The sequence below is a fragment of the Streptomyces luomodiensis genome (assembly GCF_031679605.1).
Lineage (GTDB): Bacteria > Actinomycetota > Actinomycetes > Streptomycetales > Streptomycetaceae > Streptomyces > Streptomyces luomodiensis.
Genome location: NZ_CP117522.1, coordinates 6314547 through 6327941, shown reverse-complemented (window position 1 = coordinate 6327941; position 13395 = coordinate 6314547). Strand labels below are relative to the sequence as shown.

14 protein-coding genes are annotated in these 13395 nt (G+C 70.7%); 3 read left to right on the top strand and 11 right to left on the bottom strand.

The genetic code is table 11. The features are described 5' to 3' along the window. Nucleotides 1-13: 13 nt before the first annotated feature. On the top strand, nucleotides 14-1081 hold the full coding sequence (locus tag PS467_RS26680) for an ABC transporter ATP-binding protein (protein WP_311037373.1): 1068 nt from the start codon (nucleotides 14-16) through the stop codon (nucleotides 1079-1081). A gap of 12 nt (nucleotides 1082-1093) precedes the next feature. Next, nucleotides 1094-2212 carry an ABC transporter ATP-binding protein gene (locus tag PS467_RS26675; RefSeq protein ID WP_311037372.1) on the top strand — a complete coding sequence of 373 codons (1119 nt, stop codon included), beginning with the start codon at nucleotides 1094-1096 and terminating at the stop codon, nucleotides 2210-2212. A 107-nt stretch (nucleotides 2213-2319) separates the two neighbouring features. Here the strand turns inward: PS467_RS26675 and PS467_RS26670 are convergent, their stop codons facing one another. The 11 genes from PS467_RS26670 to PS467_RS26620 all read right to left on the bottom strand — a co-directional run bounded on the left by PS467_RS26670 (nucleotide 2320) and on the right by PS467_RS26620 (nucleotide 12948). Then, the gene (locus PS467_RS26670; RefSeq protein ID WP_311037371.1) at nucleotides 2320-3102 is read right to left on the bottom strand and encodes a GNAT family N-acetyltransferase; all 783 of its coding nucleotides are present in this window, start codon (nucleotides 3100-3102) and stop codon (nucleotides 2320-2322) included. A 51-nt stretch (nucleotides 3103-3153) separates the two neighbouring features. Continuing rightward, entirely contained in the window at nucleotides 3154-4206 is a 1053-nt protein-coding gene (locus PS467_RS26665; protein ID WP_311037370.1) for an ABC transporter ATP-binding protein, read from the bottom strand. Next, nucleotides 4181-5272 (bottom strand): ABC transporter ATP-binding protein, encoded by a 1092-nt coding sequence (locus tag PS467_RS26660; protein ID WP_311037369.1) that lies wholly within the window; start codon nucleotides 5270-5272, stop codon nucleotides 4181-4183. Before PS467_RS26660 ends, PS467_RS26665 begins: the two co-directional genes overlap by 26 nt. A gap of 14 nt (nucleotides 5273-5286) precedes the next feature. Then, nucleotides 5287-6339: an ABC transporter permease gene (locus PS467_RS26655; protein WP_311037368.1), complete on the bottom strand. Its 1053-nt coding sequence runs from the start codon at nucleotides 6337-6339 to the stop codon at nucleotides 5287-5289. Then, entirely contained in the window at nucleotides 6332-7255 is a 924-nt protein-coding gene (locus tag PS467_RS26650) for an ABC transporter permease (RefSeq protein ID WP_311037367.1), read from the bottom strand. The genes PS467_RS26655 and PS467_RS26650 overlap by 8 nt, the downstream gene beginning before the upstream one ends. A gap of 3 nt (nucleotides 7256-7258) precedes the next feature. Further along, on the bottom strand, nucleotides 7259-8902 hold the full coding sequence (locus PS467_RS26645; RefSeq protein ID WP_311037366.1) for a peptide ABC transporter substrate-binding protein: 1644 nt from the start codon (nucleotides 8900-8902) through the stop codon (nucleotides 7259-7261). A gap of 280 nt (nucleotides 8903-9182) precedes the next feature. Then, nucleotides 9183-10100 carry an aminoglycoside phosphotransferase family protein gene (locus PS467_RS26640; protein WP_311037365.1) on the bottom strand — a complete coding sequence of 306 codons (918 nt, stop codon included), beginning with the start codon at nucleotides 10098-10100 and terminating at the stop codon, nucleotides 9183-9185. 70 nt (nucleotides 10101-10170) lie between these two features. Next, nucleotides 10171-10794 (bottom strand): histidine phosphatase family protein, encoded by a 624-nt coding sequence (locus PS467_RS26635; RefSeq protein ID WP_311037364.1) that lies wholly within the window; start codon nucleotides 10792-10794, stop codon nucleotides 10171-10173. 273 nt (nucleotides 10795-11067) lie between these two features. Beyond that, a complete protein-coding gene (locus PS467_RS26630; RefSeq protein WP_311037363.1) occupies nucleotides 11068-12009 on the bottom strand; it encodes a hypothetical protein in 942 nt (313 codons plus the stop codon). 297 nt (nucleotides 12010-12306) lie between these two features. Next, entirely contained in the window at nucleotides 12307-12507 is a 201-nt protein-coding gene (locus tag PS467_RS26625; RefSeq protein WP_311037362.1) for a DUF397 domain-containing protein, read from the bottom strand. Nucleotides 12508-12519: 12 nt separating this feature from the next. Continuing rightward, on the bottom strand, nucleotides 12520-12948 hold the full coding sequence (locus PS467_RS26620) for a DUF5753 domain-containing protein (RefSeq protein WP_311037361.1): 429 nt from the start codon (nucleotides 12946-12948) through the stop codon (nucleotides 12520-12522). A 19-nt stretch (nucleotides 12949-12967) separates the two neighbouring features. On the opposite strand from PS467_RS26620, the gene PS467_RS26615 reads away from it, so the two are divergent. Next, nucleotides 12968-13345, top strand: a complete 378-nt coding sequence (locus PS467_RS26615) for an ATP-binding protein (RefSeq protein ID WP_311037360.1) — start codon at nucleotides 12968-12970, stop codon at nucleotides 13343-13345. Nucleotides 13346-13395: the final 50 nt, after the last annotated feature.

The following is a 13395-nucleotide window of genomic DNA, read 5'->3' as shown; positions in this document are numbered from 1 at the left end:
AGCTGCTGCCGAGATGACCACACTCACCAAGCCCGACGACGGCGCGACGCCCCCCGGGGCCGACCCCGGCGCCTTCCTGTCCGTACGCGACCTGTACGTCCGCTTCTCGACCGAGGACGGCGTCGTCAAGGCCGTCGACGGCCTCTCCTTCGACCTTCAGCGCGGCCGGACGCTCGGCATCGTGGGCGAGTCCGGCTCCGGCAAGTCCGTCACCAACCTCACCGTGCTGGGCCTGCACGACCCGCGCACCACCACCGTCACCGGCGAGATCCTGCTGGACGGGCAGGAGCTGACCGGGGCGCCCGAGCGCACCCTGGAGCGGCTGCGCGGCAACACCATGGCGATGATCTTCCAGGACCCGCTGACCGCCCTGTCGCCGTACTACACGGTGGGCCGCCAGATCGCCGAGCCGTACCGCAAGCACACCGGCGCGTCCAAGCGCGAGGCCCGCGCCCGCGCGATCGAGATGCTGGAGAAGGTCGGCATCCCCAACGCGCGGCTGCGGGTGGACGACTATCCGCACCAGTTCTCCGGCGGGATGCGGCAACGCGCGATGATCGCGATGGCGCTGGTCTGCGACCCCGATCTGCTGATCGCCGACGAGCCGACCACCGCCCTCGACGTCACCGTCCAGGCCCAGATCCTGGATCTGCTGAAGGACCTCCAGCAGGAGTTCGGCTCGGCGATCATCCTCATCACCCATGACCTGGGGGTGGTCGCCAACACCGCCGACGACCTGCTGGTGATGTACGCGGGCCGGGCCGTGGAGCGCGGTACGGTCCGCGAGGTGCTGCGCGCGCCCCAGCACCCGTACACCTGGGGGCTGCTGGGCTCCATGCCGCGGCTGTCCTCGGCCGTGGACGAGCCGCTCAGCCCCATCCCCGGCTCCCCGCCGAGCCTGCTCAACCCGCCGCCGGGCTGCCCCTTCCATCCGCGGTGCCCCTATCCGGACCAGGTGGCGGGCGACCGCTGTGCCACCGAGCGCCCCGTGCTCCCGGACGGCCGGGGCGCCGCCTGCCACCTGACGGCCGAGCGGAAACAGACCCTCTTCACCGAGCAGATCAAGCCCCGGCTGAGCTAGGAGCGCTGACGCATGGGCATCGAGTCGGACACCCCCGAACCCCTCCTGGTCGCCGAGAAGCTGACCAAACACTTCCCGATCATGGGTGGCTTCCCGTTCCAGCGGAAGGTCGGGGCCGTGCAGGCGGTCGACGGGGTCGATCTGACCGTGCACGCCGGGGAGAGCTTCGGGCTGGTCGGCGAGTCCGGCTGCGGCAAGTCCACCACGGGCCGGCTGCTCACCCGGCTGCTGGAGCCCACCGGCGGAAAGATCACCTACCGGGGCCGGGACATCACCCACGCGGGCCGCAAGGAGCTCGCCCCGATCCGCTCCGAGATCCAGATGATCTTCCAGGATCCGTACTCCTCGCTGAACCCCCGGCAGACCGTCGGCACCATCATCTCCGGCCCGATGCAGATCAACGGCATCGATCCGCCGGGCGGCCGGGAGGCCCGGGTGCGCGAACTGCTGGAGATCGTGGGCCTCAACCCCGAGCACTACAACCGCTTCCCGCACGAGTTCTCCGGCGGCCAGCGCCAGCGCATCGGCGTGGCCCGCGCGCTCGCCCTCGAACCCAGGCTGATCGTCGCCGATGAACCCGTCTCGGCGCTGGACGTCTCCATCCAGGCGCAGGTCGTCAACCTGCTCCAGCAGCTCCAGCGGGACCTGGGGATCGCCTTCCTGTTCATCGCCCACGACCTCGCCGTGGTACGCCACTTCTCACAGCGCGTCGCCGTGATGTACCTGGGCAAGGTGGTCGAGGTGGGCGACCGCGACTCCATCTACCGCCGCCCCCGCCACCCGTACACCCACGCCCTGCTGTCCGCCGTCCCGGACGCGGCGGTGGTGATGGCCGAGGACGCCGCGGACGCCGCTCCCCGGGAACGCATCCGGCTCGCCGGGGACGTGCCCTCCCCCATCAACCCGCCCACCGGCTGCCGCTTCCGCACCCGCTGCTGGAAGGCCCAGGACCTGTGCGCCCGGCAGGAGCCCCCGCTGCTGCGGCTGGACGGCAACCGCGAGGGCCACCTGTCCGCCTGCCACTTCCCCGAGGACCCGAGCCTCGAGGCCCGCGCGGAGGACGTCGTCCTCGATCCGGCGCTGATCGCGGCCGAGGCGGGCCCGGACGCACCGCCGCGCAAGGAGCCGTGACCCGAAGCGGCCGGCTCGGCAGCGAGTGAAGCGGCGGCCCGGCAGCGCGTGAAGCGGCGGCCCGGCAGCGCGTGAAGCGGCGGCCCGGCAGCGCGTGAAACGGCGGCTCAGCAGCGCGTGAAGGCGTGCGTACGGCCGACGGCGGTGAACCCGCGGCGGCCGTACCAGTGCAGCGGCCAGTCGTCCTGGTCGGCGACGAGGAACCGCAGCGCGCATCCGGCGGCGGCCGCGCGGCGCAGCGCGGCGGTCACGACGGCGTCGGCGTAGCCACGGCGGAGGTACGGCTCGGCGGTCACCACCTCCTCGATCTGGGCGATTCCGGCGGCGGGCGCCAGATACAGATCGGCCCACGAGACGACCTCGCCGCTGTCGTCGTGGGCGGCCAGGAAGAGCACCTCCTCGGCCCCCGCCCGCCGGGCCTCGCGCCGCTCCACGAGGTCGTGCACGGTCCGCTCGTCCGCGTCCGGCATCCACCGCCGCTGCTGCGCCGTCACCGCCCGCCGAAGCAGCCCATGCGGCTCCGGCCCCAGCTCCCGCTCCACCACATCGGCCGCCGACGCCTTGGGCACCGGGCCGGTGTGCACCATCAGCACCTCGGTGACGTGGCGGTACCCGGCCCGCTCCAGCACGGGCACACAGAGGAGCCCGAGGGCCTCGTCATGGACCGTGATCCGGCGGTGCGGCAAGGGCGCCAGGGTCTCGTCGGCGAGACCGGGCAGTCCCTCGGGGTCGGCGGGCCCGACGACATGCAGCTGATTGTGCTCATGGGAACGCGCGTACCGTACGTCCAGCACCAGGAACCCGCCCGGCACCTCCCGCACCTCGGCCGCCTGGCGACGGGCGAAGGAGAGCCGGAAGTCCCGGACCCGCTGAAGGTCGTCTCGTGGCATCCCGCGATCATAAGCGGCCGCATTCCGCCGGAGCGGCCGTATCCCGCCGACTCAGGACGGCGTCCGCACCACCTGGCGCTCCTCCGCGAAGTGGCACGCCGACGGATGCGCGGCCGCCCCCGACAGGCCCGCCGGGACCGTCAGCGCCGGTGCCTGCGCCGCGCAGCGGTCCTGGGCCTTCCAGCAGCGGGTGCGGAAGCGGCAGCCGGAGGGCGGGTTGGCCGGGGAGGGCACGTCGCCGGTCAGGACGATGCGCTCGCGGCCCTGGTACGACTCCGGGTCCGGGACCGGGACGGCGGAGAGCAGCGCCTGGGTGTACGGATGGGTGGGGTGGTCGTAGATCTCGGGGCCCGTTCCCGTTTCGGCGATGCGGCCCAGGTACATCACGGCGATCCGGTCGGAGATGTGCCGGACCACCGACAGGTCATGGGCGATGAAGACGTAGGACAGGCCGAACTCGTCCTGGAGGCTCCCCATCAGATTGACCACCTGCGCCTGCACCGATACGTCCAGCGCCGAGACCGGCTCGTCCGCGACGATGACGTCCGGCCGCAGGGCCAGGCCCCGGGCGATGCCGACGCGCTGGCGCTGGCCGCCGGAGAACTGGTGCGGATAGCGGTTGAGGTGTTCGGGGCTGAGCCCCACCACCTCCAGCAGCTCCTGGACCGCCCGCCGCCGGTCGCCCTTGGGCGCCGCCTCGGGGTGGATCTCGAAGGGCTCCCCGATGATGTCGCCCACCGTCATGCGCGGGTTGAGCGAGGTGTAGGGGTCCTGGAAGACCATCTGGATGTTGCGGCGGACCGCCCGCAGCGCCCGGCCGGACAGCCGGGAGATGTCCTCGCCCCGGTAGTGGATCGAGCCGGCGGTCGGCCGCTCCAGGCCGACCAGCAGCTTGGCGACGGTGGACTTGCCGCAGCCGGACTCGCCGACGATGCCGAGCGTCTCCCCGCGCCGCAGGGCGAAGGAGACCGTGTCGACCGCCCGGACGGCACCGATCCGCCGCTTCACCAGCACCCCCTGGGTCAGCGGATAGTGCTTGGCGAGGTCGCGGACCTCGAGGACGGGCGCGGTGGCGGACTCAGGCGTCGAGGGGGGCGAGGGCATCGAGTTCGTCCTTCCAGAAGTGGCAGGCGCTGGTCCGGCCGGACGGGGCGGACGTGCCCGTCGCCGTCACCTCGTACAGCGGCGGGCGCTCGACACGGCAGATCTCCTGGGCGCGCGGGCAGCGGGGGTTGAAGGGGCAGCCGGAGGGCATGGCGAGGGGGCTGGGCGGCGCTCCCTTGATCGCGTAGAGCCGCTCGCCCCGGTGGCCCCCGTCGGCACGGTTGCCCCCGTCGGCCCGGTGGTCCCCGTTGGCCCGGTGCCCCCCATTCGCCCGGTGGTCCACGCGCGGCACCGAGTCCAGCAGTCCCCGGGTGTAGGGGTGGGCGGGGCGGCGGTAGAGGTCGCGTACCGGAGCGGTCTCCACGATCCGGCCCGCGTACATCACGGCGATGGTGTCGGCCACGTCCGCGACCACGCCCAGGTCATGGGTGATCAGGACCAGCCCCATGGCGTACTCCCGGCGCAGCTCCGCGAGCAGCTCCATGACCTGGGCCTGGACGGTGACGTCCAGGGCCGTGGTCGGCTCGTCGGCGATGATCAGGTCCGGCTCCAGCGCCATGGCCATGGCGATCATGATGCGCTGGCGCATGCCCCCGGAGAACTGGTGCGGATAGTCCCCGGCCCGCTGCCCCGCCGCCGGGATGCGGACCCGGTCCATCAGCTCCACCGCCCGCCGCCGGGCGTCCTTGCGGGACATCCCGCGGTGCACCTCGTACATCTCGGCGAGCTGGGCGCCCACGGGGAGCACCGGGTTGAGGGCGGAGAGCGCGTCCTGGAAGATCATCGCCATCTCGGCGCCCCGGATCCGGCGGCGCTCCCGCGCGCCCATCGTCAGCAGGTCCCGCCCCCGGAACAGCACCTGGCCGCCGGTGACCCGGCCGGGCGGGGAGTCGAGGATGCCCATGACCGCCTGGGCGGTCACGGACTTGCCGGACCCCGACTCGCCCAGCACGGCGAGGGTGCGGCCCGCGTCCACGGCGTAGCTCACCCCGCCGACGGCCTCGGCGATCCCGTCCCGGGTGCGGAATTCGACGCGGAGGTCCCGTACCTCCAGCAGGCGGGTCACGGCAGCTCAGCTCCTCACCGCAGCTTGGGGTCGAGGGCGTCGCGCACCGCGTCGCCGAGCATGATGAACGCCAGGACCGTGATGGACAGCGCCCCGGCCGGCCACATCAGCATGTGCGGCGCGTTGCGGATCTGGGTGGCGGCGGAGGAGATGTCGATGCCCCAGGAGACGGTGGGCGGTTTGAGCCCCACGCCCAGGAAGGACAGCGTGGCCTCCAGCGAGATGTAGGTGCCCAGCGCGATGGTCGAGACGACGATCACGGGGGCCACGGCATTGGGCGCGACATGGCGCAGCAGCGTCCGGCCGCCGCTCGCGCCGAGCGCCCGCGCCGCCTGTACGTAGTCGTGCTCCTTGACGGTCACCACCGAGCCGCGGGCGATCCGGGAGATCTGCGGCCAGCCCAGCAGCACGATGAAGCCGACGACCGGCCAGACCGAGCCGCTGGTGACCACGGACAGGAAGACCAGCCCGCCCAGCAGGATCGGGATGGCGAAGAAGACGTCGGCGACGCGTGAGAGCAGCGCGTCCCACCAGCCGCCGAAGTACCCGGCGAGCCCGCCCAGCACGCTGCCCAGCAGCGCCGCGCCGAGGGTGGCGCAGATGCCGACGGTGATGGAGGTGCGGGCGCCGTAGACGGTGCGGGTGTAGACGTCGCGGCCCTGGAGGTCGTAGCCGAAGGGGTGGCCGGGGGCCGGGCCGTCCTGCGCCTTGGCGAGGTCGCCGTGGTACGGGTTACCGCTCGCGATCAGCTGCGGCCAGATCGCGATCACGACGAGGAAGAGGATGATCAGCGCGGAGAGGATGAAGACCGGGTTGCGGCGCAGATCGTGCCAGGCGTCGGACCACAGTCCCCGTCCGGCCGCCGCTCCGGCCGGCCCTCCGGAGCGGCGGCCGGAGTTCTTGCGCCAGAGGCGGCGCAGATGCCGGGGGCCGCCCGTCAGGGTTGGGGGGCCGGAGACGGCGAGGTCCACAGGGCCGCCGCCGCGGTCGGCCGGTGCGGTCGCCTCGGTCATGTCGTAGCTCATGTCGTAGCGCGTGGGGTAGCGCGTGTCAAAAGGCTCAGGCATACCGGATCCTCGGGTCGAGCACGGCGTAGAGGAGGTCGACGAGCAGATTGGCGAGCAGGAAGACGATCACCAGGATGGTCACGAAGCCGACGACGGTCGGCGAGTTCTGGCGCAGGATGCCCTGGTAGAGCTGGTAGCCCACACCGTGGATGTTGAAGATCCGCTCGGTGACGATCGCCCCGCCCATCAGCGCGCCGATGTCCGTGCCGATGAAGGTCACCACCGGGATCAGCGAGTTGCGCAGCAGATGCCGGGTGACGATCCGGTGGCGCGGCAGCCCCTTGGCGACGGCGGTGCGGACGTAGTCGGCACGGGCGTTCTCCACGATGGAGGTACGGGTGAGGCGGGTGGTGTACGCGAGCGACACCAGCCCCAGCACCACCCCGGGCAGCAGCAGTTCGCCCAGCGGCGCCTCGGGTGAGACCGACGGCCTGGCCCAGCCCCAGCTCACGCCGAACAGATACTGGAGCACCGTGCCGCTGACGAAGGTCGGGACGGAGACCACGACCAGGGTGAGCAGCAGCACCGAGGTGTCCAGCCCCCGGCCGCGGCGCAGCCCGCTGAGCACGCCCAGGGTGATGCCCAGCGCCATCTCGAAGACGACCGCGACCAGGGTGAGCCGGAGGGTGACGGGGAACGCGCTCGCCATCAGCTCGGTCACCGGCCGGCCGTTGAACGCCGTACCGAAGTGCCCGCTGAAGATCTGCCCCATGTAGTGCAGGTACTGGCGCCACAGCGGCTCGTCGAGATAAAGGTCCTTACGGATGCGGGCGGCGGTGGCGGGGTCGGGGGCCTTGTCGCCGAAGAGCGCGGCGACCGGGTCGCCGAGCGCGTACACCATGAAGAAGATCAGGAAGGTGGAGCCGATGAACACCGGGATCATCTGCAGCAGCCGCCGCAGCGTATAGCGGCCCATGGCTCAGCCCACCCTGATCTGCGCGTAGACCGGGACGCTGAACTGATTGAGCGCCACCTGGCTGAGCCGCCGCGAATAGCCCGCGCTGCCGTTCTGGTACCACAGCGGAATGGCGGGCATCTGCGCGGCGAGGATCTTCTCCGCGTCCTGGAACCCGGCGATGGCCGGGCCGTCGGCGGAGGCGGCGTTGGCCTGGTTCACCAGCCGGTCGAAGCCGGTGTCGCTGAAGTGGCCGTCGTTGGAGGAGGCGCCGGTGTAGTAGAGCGGCTGGAGGAAGTTCTGGATCAGCGGGTAGTCCATCTGCCAGCCGGCCCGGAACGGCCCGGTCATCTTCTTGCCCGCCATCTTGTTGCGGTAGTCGGCGAAGGTGCCGACCGGTCTGCCGACACACGCCCGGTCGCTTCTCAGCACGGTGTTGACGCTGTTGCAGACCGCGTCCACCCAGTCCTTGTGGGAGCCGGTGTCGGCGTTGTACGTGATCGTCATCCGGCCGCCCGGCAGCCCCCCGGCCGCCTTGATCAGCTTGCGCGCCCGGACCGGGTCGTAGCGGCAGGCGCCCCCGCACAGCCCCGGCCGGTAGCCGCCCTGGTGGCGCAGGACCGGGGAGGTCCAGTCGGTCGCGGGGGTGCGGGTGCCGTGGAAGATCCGCTCGGTGATCTGCGCCCGGTTGATCGCCATCGAGATCCCCCGGCGGAGCCCCGCCTTGGCCGGGCCGCTCCAGGCCCGGTCGTACATCGGGAAGGTGAGGGTCTGGATGATCCCGGCGGGCTGGTTGAGGTAGCGGTCGCCGAGATCGGAGCGGACGAACTTCAGCTGCTGCGCCGGGACGTCGTCGACCAGATCGAGATTGCCCGCCTGGAGATCGGTGTAGGCGGTGTTGTTGTCGGTGTAGACCCGCAGATCGACCCCCTTGTTACGGGCCTTGTCGGGTCCTGGATACCCCTCCCAGGCGCGCAGCTTCATCACCGAGCCCTTGGTGTAGGACCGCACCCGGTACGGGCCGTTGCCGATGGGCTTGTTCAGCCAGGCGGCATGGTCCTCGAAGAACGCCCGGGGCAGCGGTACGTAGGCGTTGTAGCCCAGGGTCTTGGGCCAGGTGGAGAACTTCTGGGTGAGCCGGACGGTGAAGGTCCGCTCGTCCTTGACCCGCAGCCCGGAGAGGGTCTTGGCGGTGGGGGCGCCGCCGGAGGCGGGATGGACCTTGTCATAGCCCTCGATGTACTCGAAGAAGTACGCGTTGCGCTGCTGGTGGTCGATCCGGGCGCCGTAGTTCCAGGCGTCCACGAAGGAGGCGGCGGTGACCTTCTCCCCGTTGGCGAACCGCCGGCCCTTCTTCAAGGTGATGGTGTAGTTCCGCTGGTCGGAGCTCTCGATCCGGTCCGCGAGCGCGTTCTTGGCCTCGCCGGTCCGCGGGTCGTAGCGCTTGAGCCCCCGGAAGATCATGTCCAGCACCTTGCCGCCCTGGACGTCGTTGGTGTTGGCCGGCTCCAGCGGATTGGGGGGATCGCCCCAGGACGAGCGGATGACACCGGGCTCGGCACCACCGTCCCCGCCGCCGCAGGCCGTCAGGGGCAGGGCGACGGCGGACACGCAGAGGACGGACAGCGTGCGCCTGACACGCAGGGAATACGGGACTCCGCGACGCATGGCGCCTCCCGAGGATCCGGTCCAAGATCCGCCTTAGGCCCATCTGACATCGGCTACGGCGGCGGCGCACGTCGATGACCGCTGTCCGGGGAGGCGGGCCGGAGGTGAGGGAGGCTTGGTGAAGCGCGAGCCGAGCGGTACGCCCCTCGCTCGGCAAGCGCTTTCTTCAGCACTGTCCCGCATCAACAGCCTCTGTTTCAAGCCTTGTTACCGGATATTCGGAAGCCGTTTGATGTATGAGTTGCGTGAGATCAAGCAGTCGGGCCGGCGGGATGCTCGATCACTGATGGGCCGATGCGATGAGGCGTCGCAACGAGGCGTGGGCGGGTGGGCCCCAGGTGGGTTTGCCTCCGGGGCGGCCGTGGACGCCGGCGTCTCCGACGTGGATGCCGACGAGGGCGCGCAGCACCGCCCAGCCGCGGGCGCGGCGCAGCGTCGCGGCGTCCGGGCTCGGCTGGTAGGTCTGGTGGAAACGGTCGACGGCGCCGTCCGGCAGCAGGATCCAGGCGGCGGCGAGGTCGCAGGCCGGGTCGCCGGCGAAGAGATCACCGAAGTCGATCACGCCGGAGAAGGTGCCGTTCGTGGTCAGGATGTTGGCTGGATGCAGGTCGCCGTGGAGCCAGACGCGTGGACCTGCCCAGTCCGGCGCGGCGGCGGCGTCCTCCCAGACCGCGCGAACGGCGTCCGGGTCGCGGATCAGCCCCGATTCGGTGGCCGAGGCGAGCTCTCGGGCGAAGTATTCGGCGGTGTCGGCCAGCCGGCCACCGCGGTCCCGGCCGGAGGGCGCCCCGTCGGGAGCGGGGTGGTGGAGGGCGGTCAGGAAGTCGGCCAGGGTGACGGCCGCCTCCGCGGCACGCGTGGCGGGGGCGCGGTCGGCGGGCTCGCCCGGCACCCAGGTGGTGACGAGCCAGGGCCGCGGAAACCGTTCGGAGGGCTCGCCAAGACGCTGCGGGACGGGGATCTGCAGAGGAAGACGCGGGGCCAGGAGGGGCAGCCAGGCGTGTTCCTTGCGCAGCAGCGCGTCCGCGGACCGCGTCGCCCAGGGCATCCGGACGGCGAGGTCGTCACCGAGCCGCCACACTTGGTTGTCCCAGCCGAGCGCTCCGAGCTTCAAGGGGCGATCCGCCAGGTCGGGATGCTGCTCGCGCAGCAGATCCCGGATCAGGTCCTCGGTGATGTCCATCTCGGTGGCCGTCATGTGGAGCAACGGTAATCGGGGGGCGGCCTGGTTCCGGGCGGATCTGCGTCAAGCGATTACGGCCGAGACATCAGAGGTGAAGGTCCGCTGGGAAACCGGTCCACCGAAGCTCATCGGGGAGGTGCCCCGTGTCGTTGTAGACCAGCACGGAAGTGGGGCGGCCTGGTGCGTATCGGATGACGGTCAGAGCCGCGTTGGCGTGGTTGAGACCCAGCCAACGCCACTTGGGGGCGTCCAGGGCGGCCCGGACGAGCCATCCGATGAGGAAGTTGTGGGTGACGACGAGCTCGTGGCGAGGCTCGTCGCCCTCGACAGGGCCGGCAAACCGTGCGAGAGCCCTCTGTGCCAGCTTCGGTCCTCCTTCGCCTCCCTCGGCGGGGAATTGCGCCAAGCGGTCGAGCATGGTCTCGGCGAGGTCCGGAGGTAGCTCTTCTCTTTGTGGCCGGTAGGGGACGTAGTCCCCCACCAGCTCCGAGCAGTGCAGGGGAACGCTGCCCATCTGGTCGCCGACCAGCCGGGCGGTCTGCGCGGCCCGCGGGAGCGGACCGTGATGGATCGCCGAGAGCGGGCTGCGGCGGAGCCGCCGGCCGAGCAGCACGGCCTGTCGGCGGCCGGTGTCGGTCAGTTCGCTTTCGTCCTCTGTAGCCTCGCCGTGCCGGGCGAGGTAGAGGTAGCGGGTGGCCACGTCAGTCACAGGTACGGTCCTCGGTCAGAAGTCATGATCGGCAGAGTGCCAGGATGGACGCCGCCATGCGCTGACCGGTTCCCCTGCCAAAGCTGTGGGCGGTAACACCGGGGAATAAGGGGCCGGGCACCGTCGCCGACCGCCTGGCTTTGTTCACGAGAATCGGTTCTGGCACAGCTTCCGTGCTCGATGACGCTTCGTGGCCTGTATGCGTCGGCGGAGCGACCATCTCCCGCAGGGCGACGTCCAGCCGCCACAGCGCCACGGGAGAGAGAGGGTCGTCTACGAGTTCGATGACACCAGCCGCGTACGAACGAGCGCTCGCAGCATTGCGGCGCCCGCCCCCACTGCTGCGAGGTGCAAGACTGCCGCGAGCGCGAGGTTTTCCGGCAGGGCCGCATCGGCCGGTTGTGCGACTGCCAGGTACAGGGTGAACGGAAGCTTCCAGCCGCTCCAGGCGAACAATGAGCCCGAGCCAATCCAGCCGAGCACCATTGGACCCCACCGAGGGACTCGTGCGGGCCGGCCTCGGACGGCAGCCCAGGTGGCGACGGACGCCGCGAACGCCCAAAGCCCGAGAACTCCGGACAGCACATACCAAGCGAGGTCCCGCTCGCCGCGGTGGGCGACACCTACGGTGCCGCCCACCGCCCAGTACAGCCAGATGAGACCGACTGCGGCGCCGACCACGGCCATCCATGGCAGCACCCTTGGCGAGCCCTCCCCACCGTCCCCGAGCCGGCCCGCGAACGCGTCCGGCCAGCGCCGCCGCAAGTACGCGGGCAGCGCGATGGCCAGACCCAGCCCCATGCCTACAAACCCGATCTGAATCAGCGCGGCCTCCCATACCGGCATCGACGGGCCGGCGTCACTCCCACTCTTCGGATTGCCATCCGCCGAGCCCAGCAGCGGACTGAGAACGGCGTACGGCAACACCGGGACGAGGAACCCCGTCCCCACCCAAGCGCAGAAAGCCAACGGCGCTCCCGGTATGCGCATCCCCCACGGCCGCACCAGCGCGAGCGCCACCGCGATCCCGATCCCTGCCATACCGATCGTTGCGCTGTTGAGCACCACCCACTCCGTCTTGCCGAACCCGGTCCCTACCGGCAGCAGCCCCAAGAGCGAACCGACCACCCACGACACCTTGATCAGCAGGTAGGGCGTCAGCGCCAGCGCTGCCCCATACGCCGCGACCCGCCCGATCCAATCCCACCGATCCACCTGAACTCCCAACTGAGGAAAGGGAGTTCAAGTCTCATTCACCACTGCCCCCACGGGCGTCAACCGCCGGGCGCATACGTGTCATCACTCAGGAGGAGTGAGAATCAGCCGACGGGAGCACATGGAACTGCTGGAGCACAAGGCGCCGCCGATTCAAGCTCCGGCCGAGGCGCCTTCTGCGAAGAACGGCGCGCGGTCCCGGCAGATGATGCGAGGGGTACCGGGCGGGGCGGGGCCGAGTGCGATGTTGGACCGTCCTGGGAGGGGGTTCGGCGGTCCGACGTCGCCTGGGGCGGATCACCCTTCGAGGCGGTCGAACCTCCCCGTCTTCGCGGCCCGCAGGAACGCGCGGAGCGCGGGCGGGGTGGTGGCTATGACGACCTCCGGGTCGTCGCTCTCGCGCAGGTGAGGGCGGCCGGTGGGATCGGCGGCGAGTTCCACGCAGTTGGCGGCGTCCCCGGAGCTGAAGCTGGACTTGCGCCACTGAAGGGGAGACATTCGGGCCTTCTCCTAGAGCAGGGGATACAGGATGTGCTGGAGGAGTCCGAGCGAATCTTTCCCGGTCCGGGTCTCCGGCGCGGCTTCGGCATCCACGGACGGCAGGGCCAGCTCGCTCAGCCGCTGGAAGGACTGCCGGTAATCGGTGACCGCGTCCAGGTCGTCAAGGAACTCGGATCCGCCGAACTGGTCCACGAGCACTGTACTCAACTCCGGCACACTCGGTTCGATCACCATGAAGGGGTGGCTGAAGGCCGCGCTTCCCTCGTTGTCGATGGGCACGATCTGGATGGTGACATTCGGCAGCCGCGATGCCTGAATGAGCCGCAGCAGCTGATCGCGCATCACCGTGCGGCCTCCGTAGAGGACACGCAGTGCCGCCTCGTGGATGATGGCGTGAAAGCAGGGAGGCCGCTCGCCCGACAGAACCAGCTGGTTCATCCCGCACGACCCGCGCGCCGTGGGCGTCGTACGGGCCACCATCCGCCATGTCCTCCGGGCGGCGCGGCTCGACTGCATCGTCGATACGGCTGAGTTGCTCGTGTCGGAGCTGGTCACCAACGCGTACCGGAACACCACCACCGACGCCTACGTCAGCATGGACTGGGAGCCCACACCGTCCGACTTCCGGGTCACCGTGTGGGACTCCGGGTGCGGGCTGCCGCAGCCGGGGGCGGCTGCCGCCGAGGACGAGGGCGGGCGCGGCCTCACGATCGTCGAGTCGTGCTCCGACACCTGGGGCGTACACGACTACACCGACAAGGACGCGGGCGTCACCGGCAAGGCCGTATGGTTCACGCTGAACCCGCCGCCACCCGCGATGGGGCAAACTGGATGAACATCGGCCCCCAGCGATCACCCTACGTGGACGCCCTACGGCACACCGGA

What these genes read in the sequence shown, in the direction of transcription:
- PS467_RS26620 (WP_311037361.1), bottom strand. Translation starts at nt 12,948, where the DNA reads ATGAACCAGCTGGTTCTGTCGGGCGAGCGGCCTCCCTGCTTTCACGCC.
- PS467_RS26675 (WP_311037372.1), top strand. Translation starts at nt 1,094, where the DNA reads ATGGGCATCGAGTCGGACACCCCCGAACCCCTCCTGGTCGCCGAGAAG.
- PS467_RS26650 (WP_311037367.1), bottom strand. Translation starts at nt 7,255, where the DNA reads ATGGGCCGCTATACGCTGCGGCGGCTGCTGCAGATGATCCCGGTGTTC.
- PS467_RS26645 (WP_311037366.1), bottom strand. Translation starts at nt 8,902, where the DNA reads ATGCGTCGCGGAGTCCCGTATTCCCTGCGTGTCAGGCGCACGCTGTCC.
- PS467_RS26640 (WP_311037365.1), bottom strand. Translation starts at nt 10,100, where the DNA reads ATGACGGCCACCGAGATGGACATCACCGAGGACCTGATCCGGGATCTG.
- PS467_RS26625 (WP_311037362.1), bottom strand. Translation starts at nt 12,507, where the DNA reads ATGTCTCCCCTTCAGTGGCGCAAGTCCAGCTTCAGCTCCGGGGACGCC.
- PS467_RS26670 (WP_311037371.1), bottom strand. Translation starts at nt 3,102, where the DNA reads ATGCCACGAGACGACCTTCAGCGGGTCCGGGACTTCCGGCTCTCCTTC.
- PS467_RS26665 (WP_311037370.1), bottom strand. Translation starts at nt 4,206, where the DNA reads ATGCCCTCGCCCCCCTCGACGCCTGAGTCCGCCACCGCGCCCGTCCTC.
- PS467_RS26680 (WP_311037373.1), top strand. Translation starts at nt 14, where the DNA reads ATGACCACACTCACCAAGCCCGACGACGGCGCGACGCCCCCCGGGGCC.
- PS467_RS26655 (WP_311037368.1), bottom strand. Translation starts at nt 6,339, where the DNA reads ATGCCTGAGCCTTTTGACACGCGCTACCCCACGCGCTACGACATGAGC.